Source organism: Mycobacterium sp. NPDC051804, assembly GCF_044452905.1.
Lineage (GTDB): Bacteria > Actinomycetota > Actinomycetes > Mycobacteriales > Mycobacteriaceae > Mycobacterium.
The window spans coordinates 627,893-645,694 of the sequence record NZ_JBITCD010000005.1; the positions used below are offsets into that span (position 1 = coordinate 627,893).

Annotated in this window: 17 protein-coding genes and 1 tRNA gene; 12 read left to right on the top strand and 6 right to left on the bottom strand. The window is 60.5% G+C overall.

The window, feature by feature from the left end; all coding sequences use genetic code 11:
* The first annotated feature begins 115 nt into the window (after window positions 1-115).
* From ACIA48_RS22820 to ACIA48_RS22835, 4 genes are all read left to right on the top strand, one after another.
* A complete protein-coding gene (locus ACIA48_RS22820; protein ID WP_396736713.1) occupies window positions 116-823 on the top strand; it encodes a GAF and ANTAR domain-containing protein in 708 nt (235 codons plus the stop codon).
* Window positions 801-1,493, top strand: a complete 693-nt coding sequence (locus ACIA48_RS22825) for a DUF6766 family protein (protein WP_396736716.1) — start codon at window positions 801-803, stop codon at window positions 1,491-1,493. The genes ACIA48_RS22820 and ACIA48_RS22825 overlap by 23 nt, the downstream gene beginning before the upstream one ends.
* A 79-nt stretch (window positions 1,494-1,572) precedes the next feature.
* Entirely contained in the window at window positions 1,573-2,280 is a 708-nt protein-coding gene (locus ACIA48_RS22830; protein WP_396736719.1) for a Type 1 glutamine amidotransferase-like domain-containing protein, read from the top strand.
* Window positions 2,281-2,382: 102 nt separating this feature from the next.
* Entirely contained in the window at window positions 2,383-2,904 is a 522-nt protein-coding gene (locus ACIA48_RS22835; RefSeq protein WP_396736722.1) for a hypothetical protein, read from the top strand.
* Between the two features lie 141 nt (window positions 2,905-3,045).
* Here ACIA48_RS22835 and ACIA48_RS22840 read toward each other — a convergent pair whose 3' ends face one another.
* On the bottom strand, window positions 3,046-3,492 hold the full coding sequence (locus tag ACIA48_RS22840; protein WP_396736725.1) for a hypothetical protein: 447 nt from the start codon (window positions 3,490-3,492) through the stop codon (window positions 3,046-3,048).
* A gap of 558 nt (window positions 3,493-4,050) precedes the next feature.
* Window positions 4,051-4,123 (bottom strand) — tRNA-Arg (locus ACIA48_RS22845).
* Between the two features lie 173 nt (window positions 4,124-4,296).
* Here ACIA48_RS22845 and ACIA48_RS22850 point away from each other — a divergent pair.
* From ACIA48_RS22850 to ACIA48_RS22860, 3 genes are read left to right on the top strand one after another with little or no spacing between them, the layout of a single operon-like run.
* The gene (locus ACIA48_RS22850; RefSeq protein WP_396736890.1) at window positions 4,297-4,968 is read left to right on the top strand and encodes a hypothetical protein; all 672 of its coding nucleotides are present in this window, start codon (window positions 4,297-4,299) and stop codon (window positions 4,966-4,968) included.
* Entirely contained in the window at window positions 4,965-5,555 is a 591-nt protein-coding gene (locus ACIA48_RS22855; protein ID WP_396736727.1) for a cytochrome c oxidase subunit 3, read from the top strand. Before ACIA48_RS22850 ends, ACIA48_RS22855 begins: the two co-directional genes overlap by 4 nt.
* Complete coding sequence (locus ACIA48_RS22860) at window positions 5,555-5,833, top strand: cytochrome C oxidase subunit IV family protein (protein WP_396736730.1); 279 nt, start codon at window positions 5,555-5,557, stop codon at window positions 5,831-5,833. The genes ACIA48_RS22855 and ACIA48_RS22860 overlap by 1 nt, the downstream gene beginning before the upstream one ends.
* A gap of 20 nt (window positions 5,834-5,853) precedes the next feature.
* On the opposite strand, the gene ACIA48_RS22865 is transcribed toward ACIA48_RS22860, so the two are convergent.
* From ACIA48_RS22865 to ACIA48_RS22880, 4 genes are all read right to left on the bottom strand, one after another.
* Window positions 5,854-6,648 carry a hypothetical protein gene (locus ACIA48_RS22865; RefSeq protein ID WP_396736733.1) on the bottom strand — a complete coding sequence of 265 codons (795 nt, stop codon included), beginning with the start codon at window positions 6,646-6,648 and terminating at the stop codon, window positions 5,854-5,856.
* A 124-nt stretch (window positions 6,649-6,772) separates the two neighbouring features.
* Window positions 6,773-7,072: a hypothetical protein gene (locus ACIA48_RS22870; protein WP_396736736.1), complete on the bottom strand. Its 300-nt coding sequence runs from the start codon at window positions 7,070-7,072 to the stop codon at window positions 6,773-6,775.
* Window positions 7,073-7,202: 130 nt separating this feature from the next.
* The gene (locus ACIA48_RS22875) at window positions 7,203-7,847 is read right to left on the bottom strand and encodes a response regulator (RefSeq protein ID WP_396736739.1); all 645 of its coding nucleotides are present in this window, start codon (window positions 7,845-7,847) and stop codon (window positions 7,203-7,205) included.
* A complete protein-coding gene (locus ACIA48_RS22880; RefSeq protein WP_396736742.1) occupies window positions 7,835-9,127 on the bottom strand; it encodes a histidine kinase in 1,293 nt (430 codons plus the stop codon). Before ACIA48_RS22880 ends, ACIA48_RS22875 begins: the two co-directional genes overlap by 13 nt.
* A 362-nt stretch (window positions 9,128-9,489) precedes the next feature.
* On the opposite strand from ACIA48_RS22880, the gene ACIA48_RS22885 reads away from it, so the two are divergent.
* From ACIA48_RS22885 to ACIA48_RS22905, 5 genes are all read left to right on the top strand, one after another.
* Entirely contained in the window at window positions 9,490-10,272 is a 783-nt protein-coding gene (locus tag ACIA48_RS22885) for an alpha/beta fold hydrolase (protein ID WP_396736893.1), read from the top strand.
* Between the two features lie 564 nt (window positions 10,273-10,836).
* Complete coding sequence (locus ACIA48_RS22890) at window positions 10,837-11,259, top strand: MmpS family protein (protein WP_396736744.1); 423 nt, start codon at window positions 10,837-10,839, stop codon at window positions 11,257-11,259.
* Complete coding sequence (locus tag ACIA48_RS22895; protein ID WP_396736747.1) at window positions 11,256-14,162, top strand: RND family transporter; 2,907 nt, start codon at window positions 11,256-11,258, stop codon at window positions 14,160-14,162. Before ACIA48_RS22890 ends, ACIA48_RS22895 begins: the two co-directional genes overlap by 4 nt.
* A 94-nt stretch (window positions 14,163-14,256) precedes the next feature.
* A complete protein-coding gene (locus ACIA48_RS22900; RefSeq protein ID WP_396736750.1) occupies window positions 14,257-17,190 on the top strand; it encodes an RND family transporter in 2,934 nt (977 codons plus the stop codon).
* Between the two features lie 373 nt (window positions 17,191-17,563).
* Window positions 17,564-17,794: an MbtH family protein gene (locus ACIA48_RS22905; protein WP_396736751.1), complete on the top strand. Its 231-nt coding sequence runs from the start codon at window positions 17,564-17,566 to the stop codon at window positions 17,792-17,794.
* Window positions 17,795-17,802: the final 8 nt, after the last annotated feature.

Consider the following 17,802-nt stretch of genomic DNA (forward strand, 5'->3'; position numbering starts at 1 on the left):
GGAACCTCAGCTGAAGTAGTGGTCGACCGCCACTTCAGCCTTTGTTGGACATTGCCCGGTGGTGTCGATGACAAACGTTCGTGTAGTGGACAGCAGGAGTGGGAAGCCTGTAGCGATGGCCGCAATTCAGAACCACGAGTTGGCTCAGCGGATGGCCGAGTTGGCGCGTGCTGCCGCGTCGCCGCGCAGCGTCGACGACGTCTTGATGGACGTCACCGCCACGGCGAAGGAACTCATCCCGGGAGTCGGGACCGCTGGTGTACTACTTGTCGGCAGGAACGGAAAGTATGAGTCCCTGGCGGGCACGTCTGAGTTGCCGCACAAGCTCGACGACCTCCAGATGGCGTTTGGCGAAGGTCCGTGCGTGCAGGCCGCGCTCGACGATGTCATCGTGCGTACCGACGATTTTCGGACCGAGCAGCGCTGGCCCAAATATTCGCCCGAGGTGGTGAAGCTGGGGATCCTCAGCGGCTTGTCGGTGAAGCTCTATACCGCGGATCGGACTGCTGGAGCGCTGAACCTGTTCGGGTTCGAACCGAACGGGTTTGACTCCGAGGACGAGACCATCGCTACGGTCCTGGCCTCGCATGCTGCTGCGGCGATCCTGGCCAGTCGTCAAGGCGAGCAGTTGCAGTCAGCTCTATCGACGAGGGATCGCATCGGGCAGGCCAAGGGCATCATCATGGAGCGCTACGGCATTGACGAGATAGCGGCCTTCGACATGTTGAAGCGGCTGTCGCAGGACAGCAACGTTCGGTTGGCCGATATTGCGCAGCGCGTCATCGACACGCGGAGCGAAAATGACGCGCGCGGCGCCGAGTAGGCGGCCGCTGCACGACATCGTCCGTGAAAACGGATTGCTGCTCGCATGCGTCGGCCTGTTCGTGGTGTTCTTCGGCGGCATGATCATCTCCGGCGCGGCAACCTACAACCAAGAGCAACTCGAGCACGGGTCTACCGAGCAGGTCTCGGTGCTGCAGTACCTGGTGACCGGAGACTTCGTCGAGGCGACGTTCGAGAACTGGGAGTCCGAGTTTCTTCAGATGGGGATGTACGTCGTTTTGACGGCCTTGCTGTACCAGAAGGGTTCATCGGAGTCGAAGCCGCTGAACAAGTCCGCGCCCCAGGATGCCGACCCACGCGAGGCCGCCAAGCGAAACTCACCCTGGCCTGTCAGGCGCGGCGGGTGGCCGCTGGCCGTTTACGAGCATTCGTTGGCGATCGCGTTTTTCGCGTTGTTCTTTGCATCGTGGGCGTTGCATGCACTCGGCGGCGTCAGCGCCTTCAACGAGGAGCAGATCCAGCATGGGCAGTCGGCGATTTCGGTGTGGCGGTATGTGACGACCGCTCAGTTCTGGTTCGAGTCGATGCAGAACTGGCAGAGCGAGTTCATCGCGGTGGCAGCGATCATCGGGCTGTCGATCTTCTTGCGCCAGCGCGGTTCTGCCGAATCTAAGCCCGTTGCCGATCCGCACCGCGAGACCAGCGCGTAGCTGGGTGGCAGGATCCGAGATAGGTCGTGTGCCGGAACCGAACGGCCCGGCAGTTGAGTGCTGAAATTACAGGGGTGGAATGTCTGAGTTGTCGCCAGAGCTTCAACCGCTCTACCTGTTCGCGGACAGTCAGCTGCTTTTCTGGAAGCGCAACGATCGGCTGCTTCTGGACACCGCGCTCGACGGGTTGGCGCGGGACACCCCGATCAGCGCTGCCTATGTCGGTGCCTCCAACGGCGACGCCCTCGAGTACTACGAAATCTTTGAAGCGGCGGTGGATTCGATCGGGATCAGCGACCGTCGCATGATCAATTCGTCGTTCGGCTCGGACGATCGGGCTTTCTTGGAGCGTGCGCAGTTGATCGTCCTCGCGGGCGGCGATGTGCGCCTGGGCTGGAACACGTTCGATAGAACGGGCATGAAGGACGTGATCCTGCAGCGATTCGCTCACGGTGCCGTCCTGGTCGGTATTTCAGCCGGCGCGGTGCAACTCGGCCGCTACGGCTTCGCCGAAACGTCTGAGTCCTCAGCGACCGCACCGTTCGATGTATTCAAGCTCGTCCCGATGGTCATCGACACGCACGACGAGCAAGCCGGATGGGCGCGCCTGTCACGCGTGGTTCATCTCCTCGATGGAGCGGCCGCTGGGCTCGGGATCCCTACCGGCGCAGGACTGATCATGCATCCGGATGCCACCATCGAGCCGCTACGGCGCCCGTCCCACGAATTTCGGTTCGACGGTGAGCGGGTCGCGCAGTCGCTCTTGTGCCCCGCAGAGGAAACTTGAGCCCTCAAGTTGTTCGCTGCGAACGATCCGCTTTGGCTTTTTCAGGGCTCGCGACGTGTCACACTGATACTTGCCGACCTTCTCCGTGAGGAGGAACCGCCTATGACGTCCTCGAGGATGGCCATTCATTGGCCTGATCGCCATCTGTGGGTCGCGCGGGTTTTCGCAACGCGGGCCACAATCCTCGGCTTTATCGATCAGTATCCGTGGGCCGCGGGATTGCTAGCGGTGCCGCTAGCAATGATTGGCCTAGCCGGGGTGGTCCTGAACCCGTTCCTGTTCGGTCCGTTACTGGTGCTTCTCGGCGTCGCGTTGGTCCTGATCGAGTACTACGCGGATCAGCACCAAGAACTTGAGCACCAGGCGCAGGCGGCCGGCACCCCGAAATGGAACCTCAGGTCGCGGATCGGCCAAGTCAGGCTGCACAACTGGCCAAAGCTGCCGCAGCTGATTCTGGAAGCGCGCGCGCGGGCGGAAGCTGCCGCAGCTGAATCGCTGGCCACCGCAGCCCGAGCCTTGGCCGCTGACGCGAAGAAGCAGGCAGACGTCGTTGAAGCCCGGACGCGAACCACCCAGCATTCCGAGGCGCACGCCGAGACCAAGCCGACCTTCCCCGCGGCTTAACCGCTGTTCAGTGATCTACGCGCCAACGCTTTCGCCGTCATCTACGGCGGCCGCAGCCCCAACGGCTGGAATCTCGGGGCGGTGAACATCAACCAATACGTGCCATCGCAAATCAGCGCGGCAGGGTTATCGGCAGGTCGACTAACTGTTGCACGCGGAGGCGGCGCGCTTTAGCACCAGCACCGCATCGGCCGCGGTGGTGTGCACGTCATCGTTGAATGCGTCCAGGTCCGGCCAGTCCATTGCTTCGGCGGAGTTGGCCAGCCGCACCAGTAGTAGCTCCAGCCGATCGACCTGCTGTTGCGCCGCATAAGGCTGCTCGCTAAGCCAGTAACCAGCCGCGGTACGTAGCGCCCCTCCCAGGCAGAAGCTGCATGGGGCGGCCACTGGCTCGGTGCGTGTCCGGTAGCCTCCCGCGCCGACGTGCTCGGTGCGCACCCGCACCCAGTTGCCCGGCGAGTCGACTGCCGGGTGCACCTGAGTGCCATCGGCGTCGCGGTAGTAGGCGCCTTGGGTCCATCCGCCGTCAGCCTCTATAAGCGCCAGGGCGCCCTCGATGACCTCCCGGTCGGTGTTCATGTCAGCCATGCCTCCAAAGTACGAAGTGCGGCCGCGCGACAACACGAGGTTGGCCTCCCAAGTTTTGGGGGTTAACCCCCCCTGAACACGAGACCTGTACGACGACCGCCGCTGGGTGCGAGCCATTGCCGGGCTGCGTGACTCGGGTGACGCGTCCCTCGCGCCCAAGCTTCCGAATTGGTCGGAGATCGCGACGGCAGCCCGGTTGTTCACTAGACGATGCCTGACCGGGCCTGCTGGTCAGTCATGGTGCTGCGTTGCGCATGAGCGATGACGCTATCCGCCGTCACCGACACCCAGTCGGTGACTGATGGTTGGCTTGGAGCCACGGATTCGACCTCGACGCCTTGGGTTCGCTGTTTCGCACGCCCTTGCGTTCGCGGCGCTCGTTGTCTCCTTAGTGGCTCTGTTGGTTCTCGCATCGCCAGTTGGTTCTGCATCGTGACGAGGGTGGCGGTCGGGGGACATCCCAGGGACTACCAACCACCGGCGCCCCAAGGCCCCAAACGGAAAGCGCGGACCTAACGTAGGTCCGCGGCTATTCCGATGTCTTGAGACATCACAATGTGCCCCCGGCAGGATTCGAACCTGCGACACCGGCTTTAGGAGAGCCGTGCTCTATCCCCTGAGCTACGAGGGCCTGACCGCTGGCAGCTTACCGGTCGGGGTACCGGATTTAACCGACAGCTGTGATCAGTTTCGGCAATTTTGACAAAACTTTCGCGAATCGGTCCAGCGGGCATCGATCCGCCAGTAGCCTCGTGAGCCGTGGAGTTGAAGTTGCAGCGCGTCGGCGCATGGTGTGGAACCGCGATGATCGTCCTTTACAGCGTGTGCTTTTCCGGCATCGCCAAACTCTTCCCGCCGATGTCCCCCATGGACACGGCCGAGCAGACTGACGCATTCTTGACCACTGAAAACCTTTGGGTGCGTTTCGGACTGGCCGGGGCGCTGCTCGCGGCCGCGCTCGCGCTGCCCTTCCACGCGGTGATCGTGCTGCGTCTACGGCGAGCGGAGGGGCAGTGGGGCATGCTGACGCTCACCCAGCTGCTCGCAGCTGCGATCTTCACACCGGCGATGATGTTCTCGCTGATGGCATTGGCGGCAGCCGCATTTCGAGCCGGGCAGCGTGATCCGCAGATCACCCAGGCGTTTAGCGACTTCTTCTGGTTGTGGTTCATCGGCATCGTGGGCACCATCGTGATGCAGAATCTGACGCTGGCGATCGCGTCGTTCACTGACAAGGGCGATCCTTCGACGTTCCCGCGTTGGTACGGCTTCCTCAACCTCTGGGTGGCGATGCTGTCGCTACCCGGTTGTGTGGTGGTAGCCATGAGTAGCGGGCCACTCGCCTGGGATGGTGTCTTCTCCTATTACCTGCCGGGTCTCGCCCTCATCGTGTGGATGATCGGCACTACTGTCGTGCTGCTGAAGTCCATCAAGGCAGAGGAATTCGCCGAAAGTCAGCTGGCTACGGCGTCGTGACAAGGTCGTCGACCCTGCCGAACGAGCTTTCCGCCCGGCGGATCCCCGGCGAGTCCGGCACGTGGGTGTTCTTGTTCGGCGACATGGTCGTGTTCGGCGTCTTCTTCGTCACGTTCATGGTGGAGCGGGCGAAGGAGCCCGACGTATTCGATGTCGCCCGTACGTCACTGCACATCGGAGTCGGGGTTGCCAACACCCTGGTCCTACTCTCCAGCTCGCTGTGCGTCGTCATCGCCCTAGGTGCGATCCGCGCCGGCGCGAAATCCATTGCCACCAAAGCTGCTTCCGCAGCGATTGCGTGCGGTCTGCTTTTCGTCGGCCTCAAAATATTTGAGTACGTCGCACTGACCACCAGCGGTCACGGCCCCGGCGCCAACGATTTCTTCCTCTACTACTTCATCCTGACGGGACTTCATCTTTTTCACGTTTGCATCGGCGTCGGTGTGCTGATGTTCCTGCTGACGCAGACGCGCCGTTCTGAATTCAGTCCTGCGCGGACGTCGGCCATCGAAGGCGGCGCCTGCTTTTGGCACCTCGTCGACCTGCTGTGGATCGTCCTATTCGCCGTGCTCTATCTGGTGAGCTGATGAAAGGACCCTCGGCGCTTCAGCTGGTCTGCAACCGGGCCGGCTTGTCGTGGTTGATTCTCGTTGCGGCGACCGTCGTCGCGTGGGCCGTCGGCGCCGATCACGGCACCGGCTCGATGGTGGCGATCGTTGTGTTGGCGATTGCGGCGATCAAGGTACGGCTTGTCGGCCTGGATTTCATGGAGCTGCGCCGCGCGCCGATGCCGTTGCGTGTGATGTTCGAGACCTACTGTTTCGTCATCTGGGCGGTGCTGTCAGGCCTCTACCTCTGGCTGTAGCCAACCAATTCTGTCCAGTCTCAGCGCAATTCAGTAACAACTACATTGCCGATTTTCGAGCGCGCCGTCACGCTAGGAGCGCTCGGATCGGTGGTTTCCCGTACGGTGACCGTCGTCTTGCCATCAGGCCGTTCGGATTGGGTAGTCACCCGATATCGTCCTGGCGCGGGCAGTCCGACGTCCACGTCGCCGTTAGCGATCGCTTCGGTAGTGCGCGGCGCTGCACGGAACTCCACTGAAAGATTGCCGGATTTGGTTTCGGCTGTGAAGGATTCGGTGACTGCGATCCTGTTGCTGGTGCTGATGTCGCCGTTGTGGACGTCGATATCGATCACGCGGGCCGAGCCGCCCAGTGTGACGGTGCTGTTATCAGACCTCACGATCAGCTGATCGAGGTCTGCGTCGAAAGTGAGGGACCCGGAGCGCTGGTTGACCGATACGCTTAAGCCTCGCGCGATATGCGGCGGAAGAACTATTTTGACCTCACCGATGCCGCTGAACCCCAGCAAACCGGGACGGCTACCGCCTATCGTGAGTCGACTGGCACCGGCGTGGTACTCGACTACGAGCGGCGAATCGTCAGCGCGCGTGAGCATTCGCAATCCAACCGAGGGCTCACTGACACCGGCGTCGGTGACGACGCGGATAGCGACGGGGACGTCTCCGTTGGCAACGGTCAACATCTTTATGGAGGCTGGCAGCACCCTCGCATCGGTGATGAGGCGCGCGTTGACGAGCCCGTACGCAACAGCCCCGAGACCGGTCATGCTGCTGAGGACTACCACCGCCGCGATGAAAACCAGGCCGATGCGCATCGCGGTGCGAAGGCCATCAGCCCTTGTCGTCGGCGGAGTTATCACCATTGGGAACGGTAGCACCGCCCCCGCCCCGAGGGCGCTGAGCGGTATTCCGGGGCGACTTCACTATTGCGCACTGCTTCTACGCGTCGAGGTGGGCGGCTGCACGCTTCAGCAACAACACCGCGTCGGCGTTGCTTGTGTGCGGATCGTCGTTGAACGCCTGCAAGCTCGGCCAGCACAGGGCTGAGACGGGATTGGCCAGCCGTAATAGCAAGCTCTCCAACCGGTCGACCTGCTCCTGGGCCGCGTGAGGATTATTCCTGGCGTGCCAGTAGCCGGCGGCCTCGCGTAGCGCCCCGCCAAGGCAGAAGCTGCACGGCGTGGCTCCGGACTCCTTACGCACCACATAGCCGCCCGCGCCGACGTGCTCGGTGCGCACCCGTTCCCACTCGCCCGGGGAGCCGACGACCGGGTGAACCTCGACGCCGTCGACATCACGGCAGTAGGTGCCCTGGGTCCATCGGCCGCCACCCTCGAGGACCTCCAGCGCGTCCTCAATGACTTCTCGGTCACGACTCGAGGTAGCGCAGAACGGCTAGGACACGGCGGTTTTCGGTGTCATCGGGCGCCAGCCCCAATTTCGTAAATATGGAGGCGATGTGCTTTTCGGCTGAGCCGGTCGACATGTGCAGGGTGGCGGCGATCGCCGAGTTAGTCCTGCCTTCGGCCATCAGCTGCAGAACCTCGCTCTCGCGCGCTGTGAGCTGGTCCAGCGCGTTACGGCGATTCGATCGCGCGAGGATTTGGGACACGACCTCGGGGTCGAGCAGGGTGCCGCCGGCGCCGACAAGTGAGACGGCGTCCAGGAACGCCGGTACGTCGGCGACCCGGTCTTTGAGTAGGTAGCCGAAGCCGCGGCTATCCGACGTGATCAGGTCGGAGGCATAGCGCTCTTCGACGTAGTGCGACAGCACCAGCACGGGCGAATCAGGATTTTGGCTCCGCAGTAACGCGGCTGCGCGTATTCCCTCATCGGTGAACGTCGGCGGCATCCTCACATCGACGATCACAAGGTCTGGTTTGGTGTCGTTGACCAGGGTCAGCAGGTTTACAGCGTCAGCCGCGCTCGCTACCACCTCGTGGCCGGCGTCGGTGAGTATGCGTTCGATGCCCGCGCGCAGCAGCGCCGAGTCCTCGGCGATCACGATGCGCATGGCAGCACCGCGGTGATAATCGTCGGACCGGTGAGGGGACTGGCGACCGTGAACGTGCCACGGGCTGCGCGCACCCGCTCTGCCAGACCACGCAGGCCGGTGGTGGTCGCACTGTCGGCGATCTGCGCACCGCCGCGGCCGTCGTCGGACACCGAGACGTGGAGCAGGTTTTCAGCCTGGTCGAGGCGCACCGTAACGACGGCCCGCGACGCGCGTGCATGTTTGGCGACGTTGGTGAGCGCCTCCGCGACGACGAAGTACGCGACTGATTCGGTTTCCTCCGGGATGCGTCCGGGCAGATCGACGTTCAGCGTTGTCGAGACTCCGACATTCTGGGTGCGTTGCACCACCGATGAAAGCGCGGCGTCCAGACCCCGGTCAGCAAGGATCGTCGGTGCGATACCGCGTACGACGTTACGTAGTTCTACGAGAGCGGTTTTCGCGTCCTCGTGGGCCTCCGACATCAGTGCTTTGGCGGCAGACGGGTCGGAGTCGAATTTGGTCTGGGCTAGGCCGATGGTCATCGCCAGCGCCACCAGCCGCGACTGCACGCCGTCGTGCAGGTCCCGTTCGATGCGGCGTCGCTCTGTATGGGCCGATGAAACCGCACCCAACCGCGCGTCGGCTAGGGCATTCACCTCGTCTTGCAACATCGAGGCCGACGACGTCGAGAGCAGCCAGAGGTCGATCTTGGCGTCGAGGATCGGTGCGAACACCACGATCGCGCCTGCGACCCCCAGTGCGACGATTGCTAATGGCCAGGCCAGCGCGGGGTGAACGAAGGACGGCCCGGCGTCGTCGCTTCGACTTATAGCGATCGAGGCGGCTGGTGCCAAAAACGCGAACGCCAGTAGCGCGAACGCGAGAACAGTGGCCGCCAGATCGAAGGTCATTCGGAGAAAATGATGAACGCAGCTCTTCCAGAATTGGACACTCGTTATGTCCAGCCACAATTGATCGATCCACCGTTGAAAGCCGGTGTAGGCAGACCTTTTTCGATGTGGTATCGCCAGGTCCATGCCGAAAACCGCTTCGCTCCGCAGCCGCTCGAGCCACGCCACGCCACGCATGAGATACACGAAAGCGACCGCGGCGAGCGCAAACCCGATCACCGAAGGGATCGTCGAGATCCCCACGATCAAGATCAATATCGGCACCCAAGCCCATACCACGGCGATTGCGGCGCCGGCAATCAGCGATGCGCTGGGTACCAACCCGATGCGTCGAGGCGCAGGCGACGCGGTCGTGTCAGCCTCGAGCGGCTCGGCATCTTGTTCCATGACTGCAACCACACCCTCAACGTACGGAACCGCCGCGGCTGTACCCATGCCGTTTACCGCCCAGTTTGACGGGGGTTAGCCCCCCCGGCTACCCGCCGCAGACATCACGGCTCGACTCAGCGTACGGGGAGACAACGTTGGCCGGCATCGTGTTTGCGAGCAGAATGCCGTACGTCAGAGCCTGGGCTTGGTGCGGTTTTGGTGGTCGAGCGACCGTTTGACCGAGGCGCCATGCGGCCTAGGTAGCGCTGGACGGCGGCGCGATGTGTGGCGTTCGGCGTCTGGCCGGTAGCTGTTTGGCTCCGGCTGTAAACCAACCGCAAATCACGCGAGGTTGCTCTCCGTAGTAGCGTCCCACCGTGGTGGATTTGGCCTATGAAGACCGCGGTGATGGGGATCCGGTGCTGTTCATTTCCGGTCAAGGTGGAGTTGGACGCACATGGGATATCCATCAGGTGCCTGCGTTCCGCGCAGCTGGCTACCGAGTCATTACGTTTGACAACAGGGGAGTCGGCGCCACCGCGAATGCGGAAGGGTTCTCGACGGCAACGATGGTGGCTGACACGGCGAAGTTGATCGAAAAACTCGATGTTGCCCCCGTTCGAGTCGTGGCCACCTCGATGGGCTCGTTCATCGCGCAGGAATTGATGCTGGCCCGGCCAGAGTTGATCAGCCAGGCAGCGTTGATGGCGACGCGCGGACGCCACGACCGCGCGCGAGAGTTCTTTCGGGTAGCTGAACAAGAATTCGTCGACGCCGGCCTACAACTACCGCCCAGTTACGACGCCAAACTGCGCTTGCTTGAGAACTTCTCGCCGAAGACCCTCAATGATGACCAGGCGATTCGGGACTGGATCGACACATTCACAATGTGGCCTACCAAGTCGACACCAGGGGTTCGCACCCAGTACGGGATCGCGCCGGCGAGCGATCGTCTGCGTGTCTACCGGGTAATCACGACTCCGGTCTTGGTGATCGGATTCGCGGACGACCTCGTGATGCCCCCGCACCTCGGAGCCGAGGTGGCAGACGCTTTTCCGCGGGGACAGTATCGGGAGATTGCCGACACTGGCCACCTGGGCTTCCTCGAACGGCCGCAAGTGGTGAACTCGGCGATACTCGACTTTTTTGCCGCCGGCCCCTAGCGTTCCCCGAGCGGACGAGCCTCGTTCCTGCTGGGCTGCGATTTGCCGCGCGACCCCGGCCCACACGTTCCCACTAGCATCAGTGGGGATTTATTCCTTCGTATTCGCGCCCTGCGATGCGGCGGTTTCCGACCGCGTCTTGCTCAACGTCAATTTCATTGGGCGTCGACGGCTGAAGGCCGCACGAATGATCGCCACCCAGCACTACGAAATATTTTCTCTAAGTCCCCACGTCAGAGGGCAATCTGCGTAGCAGCGAGGCTTTTTTCGCTGACGTTAACGATCAGTAGTTGCGCGACTTCCGTGGTATGTCTTTAAGCAACCGTATCCATTACGGTCCGGTATCACGTTCGTAAGACTTCATTTTTCGAGAACGACGCCATGCTTTACTCTCCAGAACCGGGTTTTGCTCCCCGAGTACTGCGTGTTTGCGGTGGCCGCCAGCCGGCTGGTCCCGGATGCTTGCCGCATCCGGGGGTTATCCCTCTGGCGGATCACGGTGATGTGTAGTTTCATGTTCGAGCCGGGCATGGAGAGGGATGGAGGGGATCGGCGATTTTTAGAGTGCTGAAGCGGGTGTGGATACCGCTGCTCATAGTTGTGGTGATCGTCGCCGGGGGTTTCACTGTGTCGCGACTGCGCACCGTCTTTGGCTCCGACGAACGCCCTGCGTATGCCGACACCGACGCTCAGGAGCAAGAAGCTTACGACCCGAAGGAATTGGTCTACGAGGTGTTCGGTCCCAGCGGCACTGTGGCGACGATCAGTTACTTCGACCCCGAGGCTGACCCACAGCTTGTTGAGGGCGTGAGTTTGCCGTGGTCGTCGAAGTATGAGCTTTCCGGGGCCGCCATCATAGGCAACCTCGTCGCCCAAGGCACCGGCGGCAGCATCGGTTGCCGCATCACCGTCGACGGTGAAGTCAAGGCAGAGAGAACCGCCGACGGAGTGAACGCGTTGACCTTCTGCATAGTGAAGGCCGCATGAGTACCGATCAGATCGTGAGCACCGATCAGAAGCGGCACAGCTCGTCATTCGTCGCGCGCATGATCCATCGACTAGCGGTCCCCATCATCCTTGGGTGGGTGGCGATTGCGGTCATCCTGAGTATGGGTGTCCCCTCGTTGGAGCAGGTCGAGAGAGAGCACGCGATAACGCTAACTCCCGATGATGCGCCGTCCTTCAAGGCGATGCAGCGCATGGGAGAGATTTTCGGCGAAGCCGATTCCGACAGCGTCGCGATGATCGTCCTCGAGGGACAGGAACCGCTCGGCGAATCTGCCCATGCGTTCTACGACGACCTGATCAGTCAGCTGAGGGCGGATACGGCACATGTGGAGTTTGTGCGCGATTTCTGGGGCGATCCGCTCACGTCAGGCGCCGCGCAGAGCTCTGACGGTAAAGCAGCGTATGTACAGATAAACCTTAAGGGCAATGTGGGCCAGGCCTCATCCAACGAGGCCGTAGAAGCCGTCCGGGACATCGTCGATCGCACCCCACCCCCGCCGGGCATCGTGGCGTACGTTACCGGCCCAGCCGCATTCGTTGCAGATATGGGCGAAAGCGGCAACAGGACGGTCATGCTGGTCACGGTCGTGAGCATCGCGGTGATCTTCCTGATGTTGCTCGTCGTTTACCGTTCGCTCGTCACCGTGATCGTGTCCTTGCTGATGGTCGCCCTGCAATTGCAGGTGGCGCGCGGCTTTGTCGCTTTTCTCGGTGATATCGAACTTGTCAGCCTTACTACGTTTGTCGTTAACCTGTTGGTGTCACTCGTTATCGCGGCCGGAACCGACTACGGGATCTTCTTCTTCGGGCGTTACCACGAAGCGCGCCTGGCCGGCGAGGATCGGATAACAGCCTTTTCCACCACATATCGCGGCGTCGCCAAGGTGGTCCTGGCGTCTGGGTTGACTATCGCCGGGGCAGTCTTCTGTTTGAGCTTCACGCGGCTGCCGTATTTCAAGCCGCTGGGTATTCCCGGCGCTATAGGCGTGCTCGTGGCGGTCGCCGTCGCGCTGACGCTGATTCCTGCGGTCATTGCCGTAGGCAGCCGCTTCGGGTTGTTCGAACCCAGGCGGAAGGTCGTCGGTCGTCGATGGCGTCGGGTGGGCACCGCGGTCGTTCGGTGGCCAGGGCCCATTCTGGTCGCGACATTCGCGCTTGCGCTCATCGGACTGCTGGCGCTGCCGGGATACAGGCCCAGTTACAATGATATGGACACTCTTCCCAAAGACATCGCGGCCAACACGGGATTCGAAGCCGCTAAGCGACATTTCCCCGGGGCACTCATGCTGTCCCCCGATATCCTGTTGATTCAAGCCGATCATGATATGCGCAATTCGGCTGATTTTCTTGTCTTGAACAAACTCGCCAAGGGCGTCCTCGCGGTTCCTGGAATTTCCACGGTGCAGGCGCCAACCCGGCCCGCGGGGGAGCCGCTCGAACATACGACGATTCCTTTCATCATGAGCATGAGCCAGGCGGCCCAGGTACAAAACCTGCCGTTTCAGGAAGATCGCATGGACGACATGCTCGTTCAGGCCAATGAAATGACCAAGACCATAGCCTTGATGCAGCGCATGTACGGCCTGATGGGAGAGCTCTACAACACCACGCATCGCATGACCGCCACGACGCACGAGCTCGAAGATATAACGAACGAGTTGCGTGATCACATTGCGGACTTCGATGACTTTTTCAGGCCAATTCGTAACTACTTTTATTGGGAGCCGCACTGCTTCAACATTCCTGTTTGCCATTCGATCGCATCGATATTTGAAGTAATCGATGGCGTCGACAGGATTACCGTGAAGATGCGTGATCTCGTAACAAATCTCGATCAATTAGACGCGCTGATGCCGCAGCTCATCGCCCAGTTTCCGCCGATGATCGAGACCATGGAAAGTACTCGGACAATGATGCTGAGTATGCACAGCACCATGTCGGGGATGCTTGGACAAATGAACGAGGCGGCGGATAACTCCACCGCGATGGGCAAAGCTTTCGACGCCGCCAAGAATGACGACTCCTTCTACTTGCCACCGGACATTTTCGAGAATGAGGATTTCAAGAGGGTGCAAGACATTTTCCTGTCAGAGGACGGGAAGACGGCGCGAATGCTCATCACGCATAGGGGCGATCCCGCAACACCCGAAGGCATTTCGCGGGTCGAGCCGATAATGAGCGCGGCCGAAGAGGCGCTGAAAGGGACTCCGCTAGAAAGTGCCCAGCTTTCGCTTGGTGGCACCGCGGCGATGGCTAAAGATCTGGTCGAGGGTTCCACATACGACCTCTTGATCGCGGGAGTCGCGGCGCTCTGCCTGGTTCTCATCATCATGCTGATCATGACGCGAAGTCTTATCGCCGCTCTGATCATCGTGGGCACCGTTGCGCTGTCGCTCGGCACGGCCTTCGGGTTGTCGGTACTCATTTGGCAGCATCTTCTCGGTATCCAGATTCACTGGGTGGTGCTCGCGATGTCTGTCATCGTCCTTCTGGCAGTTGGTTCTGACTACAACCTGTTGCTGGTATCGCGGATGAAGGAGGAAATTCACGCCGGATTGAATACTGGCATCATTCGGGCAATGGGAGGTACCGGCGCTGTCGTTACCGCCGCGGGCCTCGTGTTCGCGTTCACCATGTTCGCGCTGTTGGTAAGTGACCTGCGCACGATGGGACAAGTGGGTTCGACGATCGGGTTGGGTCTACTATTCGACACTTTGGTCGTGCGAGCGTTCATGACGCCGTCGATCGCCGCGCTGCTGGGACGCTGGTTCTGGTGGCCGCAGCGAGTCCACCCCCGTCCGGAGAGTGCAGCACGTCGACAGTTCGGGAGACGTCCACTGGTGAGTTCCCTCCTCCAGAAGCCGGAACGTGGGCAACCGTGAGAGGTGTCGGCTGCCGCATCTTCGCCGGTGAGGGGAAAGCGGAGGAGATCGTGCTCGCCATGATCGTACCGAGCTTCGGACTGCCGGCGGTCGTATGAGCAACCAACAGGAGACACGCAGTCCACGATTCGTTGCGCGGACGGTCCATTGGTTGGCAGTGCCGATCATCGTTGGCTGGCTGGCGATCACCGCAATCCTGTTTTTTGGTGTTCCCTCGCTAGAACAGGTCGGCAAAGAGCGTTCCGTATCGCAGGTGCCCGAAGATGCGCCGTCGTACCAGGCGATGAAACATATGGGCCAGGTTTTCGAGGAATCCGATTCCGACAGCTTTGCCATGGTCGTCCTGGAAAGCGACCACCCGCTCGACGCCGATGCGCACGTGTACTACGACGAACTGATTCGTCAGCTGAGGGCCGACACAAAGCATGTGAATCACGTGCAGGATTTCTGGGGCGACCCGCTGACGGCACCCGGCGCGCAGAGTGGCGATGGCAAGGCCACCTATGTACAGCTGAATCTCGCAGGTGACCAGGGCGAAGCCTTGGCCAACGAGTCTGTGCAGGCCGTGCGCGACATCGTCGAAAAGACTCCGCCTCCACCCGGAGTCTCCGTCTTCGTCACGGGCCCGGGGCCATTGATGGCGGACATGAACGCCGCCGGCGACGATTCCATGCTCAAGATCACTGTAGTCACTCTCGTAGTGATCTTGACAATGTTGCTTTTTGTGTACCGATCACTCGTCACCGTGATCTCTGTGCTGCTGATGGTCGGGATCCAAGTCCAGGTGGCCCGCGGAGTTGTCGCATTGCTCGCCCATCACGAACTCATTGGACTTTCCACATTCGCTACCAACCTAGTGGTATCGCTCGGGATCGCGGCGGCGACCGACTACGGGATATTCTTCTTCGGGCGGTACCACGAGGCGCGCCAAGCGGGCGAAGACCGGATAACGGCCTTCTACACCACGTACAGCAGTGTTGCCAAGGTTGTACTGGGTTCTGGTTTGACCATCGCCGGAGCCATATACTGCCTGAGTTTCACTAGGCTGCCGTATTTCGAGACTCTGGGCATCCCCGGGGCTGTGGGCATGCTCATGGTGGTCTTGGTAGCCGTTACTTTGATTCCGGCGGGGATCCTCGTAGGCAGCCGGTTCGGGATGTTCGAACCCAAGCGTATTGTCGCGGTTCGACGATGGCGGCGCTTGGGTACTGCGATCGTCCGGTGGCCCGGACCCATCCTGGTTGCGACGCTGGCCGTCGCCCTGGTGGGTTTGTTGGCACTGCCCGGGTACAGAAGTAGCTTCAACGATCGGATGTACGTTCCTCAGGACATATCTGCCAACGTGGGGTATGCGGCAGCTGAGCGTCACTTTCCGGCGTCGCGCATGATGCCGGAGATACTGATGATCGAAACAGATCACGATATGCGCAATTCGACAGATTTCCTTACCTTGCACAAACTCGCGAAAGCGATCTTCGCTGTTCCGGGAATCTCCAGGGTCCAGGGTATTACTCGACCAGAGGGAAACCCGATCGAGCGCACATCCATACCGTTTCAAATGAGCTTGCAGCAGGCCAGTCAGGTGCAGATGTTGCCGTTCCAGCAAAAGCAGGCGGACTCGATGCTGAAACAGGCGGATGATCTGACCAAGATGATAACCATCATGAAGCGTCAGTATGAACTGACAGCACAACTCAACGACATTACTCACACCATGATCGGTTCAACGCACGACATAGAAGATGTCTTGAACGAAATGCGGGACAACGTCGCGGATTTCGATGATTTCTTCAGGCCAATCCGCAATTACCTTTACTGGGAGCCGCACTGCTTCAATATTCCGATCTGCTGGGCGTTCAGATCCGTGTTCGACACAATTGATGGCATCGACCAAGTCAGTGGCAAAATGCGTGAGCTCGTCACGAATCTCGATCAACTCGATTTGATCATGCCACAGATACTCGCCCAAATGCCGCCGATGATTGCGACTATGTCGCTTATGCGGACGATGATGCTTACTATGCACAGCACCATGTCCGGAATGCTTGGTCAAATGGAAGAGGCGGCGGATAACTCCACCGCCATGGGCAAAGCATATGACGCCGCCAGGAACGACGATTCCTTCTATCTGCCTCCTGAAGTTTTCGAAAATAAGGACTTCAAGCGCGCGATGGAGCTTTTCTTTTCGCCGGACGGAAAGGCGATGCGCATCATGATTTCGCATCGCGGCGAGCCCGGGTCGCAAGAGGCTATCGCGCGGGTTGAGGCGGTCAGGAACGCTGCTGAGGAGGCACTGAAGACCACTCCGCTGAAGGATGCGAAGTTGTACCTCGGTGGCACCTCAGCGTCGTACAAGGACATGCAAGATGGCTCCAAATTCGATTTGCTGATCGCGGTAGTCGCTGCGCTCTGTCTGATTTTCGTCATCATGCTGATTTTGACGCGAAGCCTCATTGCCGCCCTTGTCATCGTGGGTACCGTAGCGCTTTCGCTGGGCGCGTCGTTTGGGCTCTCGGTGCTGATTTGGCAGCATATTCTGGGCATTGATTTGCACTGGCTTGTGCTAGCCATGTCCGTGATCATTCTCTTGGCGGTGGGGTCTGATTACAATCTCTTGCTGGTCTCGCGCATGAAAGAGGAAATAGGTGCGGGACTGAATACCGGCATTATTCGTGCAATGGGCGGCACCGGCAAAGTCGTGACAAACGCTGGCCTGGTGTTTGCGTTCACCATGATTTCTATGGTGGTCAGTGATCTGCGCATCATCGGTCAGGTGGGCACCACCATCGGGTTGGGTCTGTTGTTCGACACGCTCGTCGTGCGTTCTTTCATGACCCCGTCGATAGCTGCGCTGCTGGGACGCTGGTTCTGGTGGCCGCAGAAGGTGCGGCAGCGCCCCCTGAGCGCACTCCCAATGGTTTCAAGTCGGACGGTGCCACGACAGCAAGCAGACGCAGCGGCCGATACGACTCCGCTTCGTATACCACGCGATAGCGCCAGTCTTGGGAACTCATCGCAGGAGAAATAACCGGCTCACCACCAGTTATGTCCCGCGGCAAATGAGAATGGAGATTCTCGCTGCGGGATCGGGCGTTGAGGCGGTGTCTGGTGAGCGGTATCGCGCACGGGCTTATTCGCTAACGGCTTGGGCAGTTGGCATCGGCCATCTTCTGAAGGCGCTGTTTTCCGCCTGATCTCCGTGCACCACAAATTACCGCTCAAGTGCAGTGTCTGGGCCGGCGGCACCTGATCATGGGACACCCGCACGATCGATCAACAGGTTTGCTGGACTGCCAGCCGGATCACAGCAAAAACTTTGCCGAAACCGGAACCCGCCCCGTTTACCTTCAGTAACCTTTGGAGCGGTTCCACTCATTTCGACTAGATGGTCTGGAGAACTTGTGAGCGTCAATCCGTTCGACGACGACAGCGGCAGTTTTTACGTATTGGTCAATGACGAGGAGCAACACAGCCTTTGGCCGACGTTCTCTGATGTTCCGGCCGGCTGGCGGGTGGTTTATGGCGAGGCGGACCGCGCGGCATGTTTGGACTACATCGAACAGAACTGGCCCGATATCCGGCCGAAAAGTCTGCGCGAGAGGTTGGCGGCAGGACGAGTTGCCGACGAGTAGATCGTTCG

Coding starts and splice junctions, on each gene's coding strand:
- ACIA48_RS22900 (WP_396736750.1), top strand. CDS start 14,257: ATGAGCAACCAACAGGAGACACGCAGTCCACGATTCGTTGCGCGGACG.
- ACIA48_RS22865 (WP_396736733.1), bottom strand. CDS start 6,648: ATGCGCATCGGCCTGGTTTTCATCGCGGCGGTGGTAGTCCTCAGCAGC.
- ACIA48_RS22840 (WP_396736725.1), bottom strand. CDS start 3,492: ATGGCTGACATGAACACCGACCGGGAGGTCATCGAGGGCGCCCTGGCG.
- ACIA48_RS22880 (WP_396736742.1), bottom strand. CDS start 9,127: ATGGAACAAGATGCCGAGCCGCTCGAGGCTGACACGACCGCGTCGCCT.
- ACIA48_RS22825 (WP_396736716.1), top strand. CDS start 801: ATGACGCGCGCGGCGCCGAGTAGGCGGCCGCTGCACGACATCGTCCGT.
- ACIA48_RS22830 (WP_396736719.1), top strand. CDS start 1,573: ATGTCTGAGTTGTCGCCAGAGCTTCAACCGCTCTACCTGTTCGCGGAC.
- ACIA48_RS22875 (WP_396736739.1), bottom strand. CDS start 7,847: ATGCGCATCGTGATCGCCGAGGACTCGGCGCTGCTGCGCGCGGGCATC.
- ACIA48_RS22895 (WP_396736747.1), top strand. CDS start 11,256: ATGAGTACCGATCAGATCGTGAGCACCGATCAGAAGCGGCACAGCTCG.
- ACIA48_RS22820 (WP_396736713.1), top strand. CDS start 116: ATGGCCGCAATTCAGAACCACGAGTTGGCTCAGCGGATGGCCGAGTTG.
- ACIA48_RS22850 (WP_396736890.1), top strand. CDS start 4,297: ATGATCGTCCTTTACAGCGTGTGCTTTTCCGGCATCGCCAAACTCTTC.
- ACIA48_RS22835 (WP_396736722.1), top strand. CDS start 2,383: ATGACGTCCTCGAGGATGGCCATTCATTGGCCTGATCGCCATCTGTGG.
- ACIA48_RS22860 (WP_396736730.1), top strand. CDS start 5,555: ATGAAAGGACCCTCGGCGCTTCAGCTGGTCTGCAACCGGGCCGGCTTG.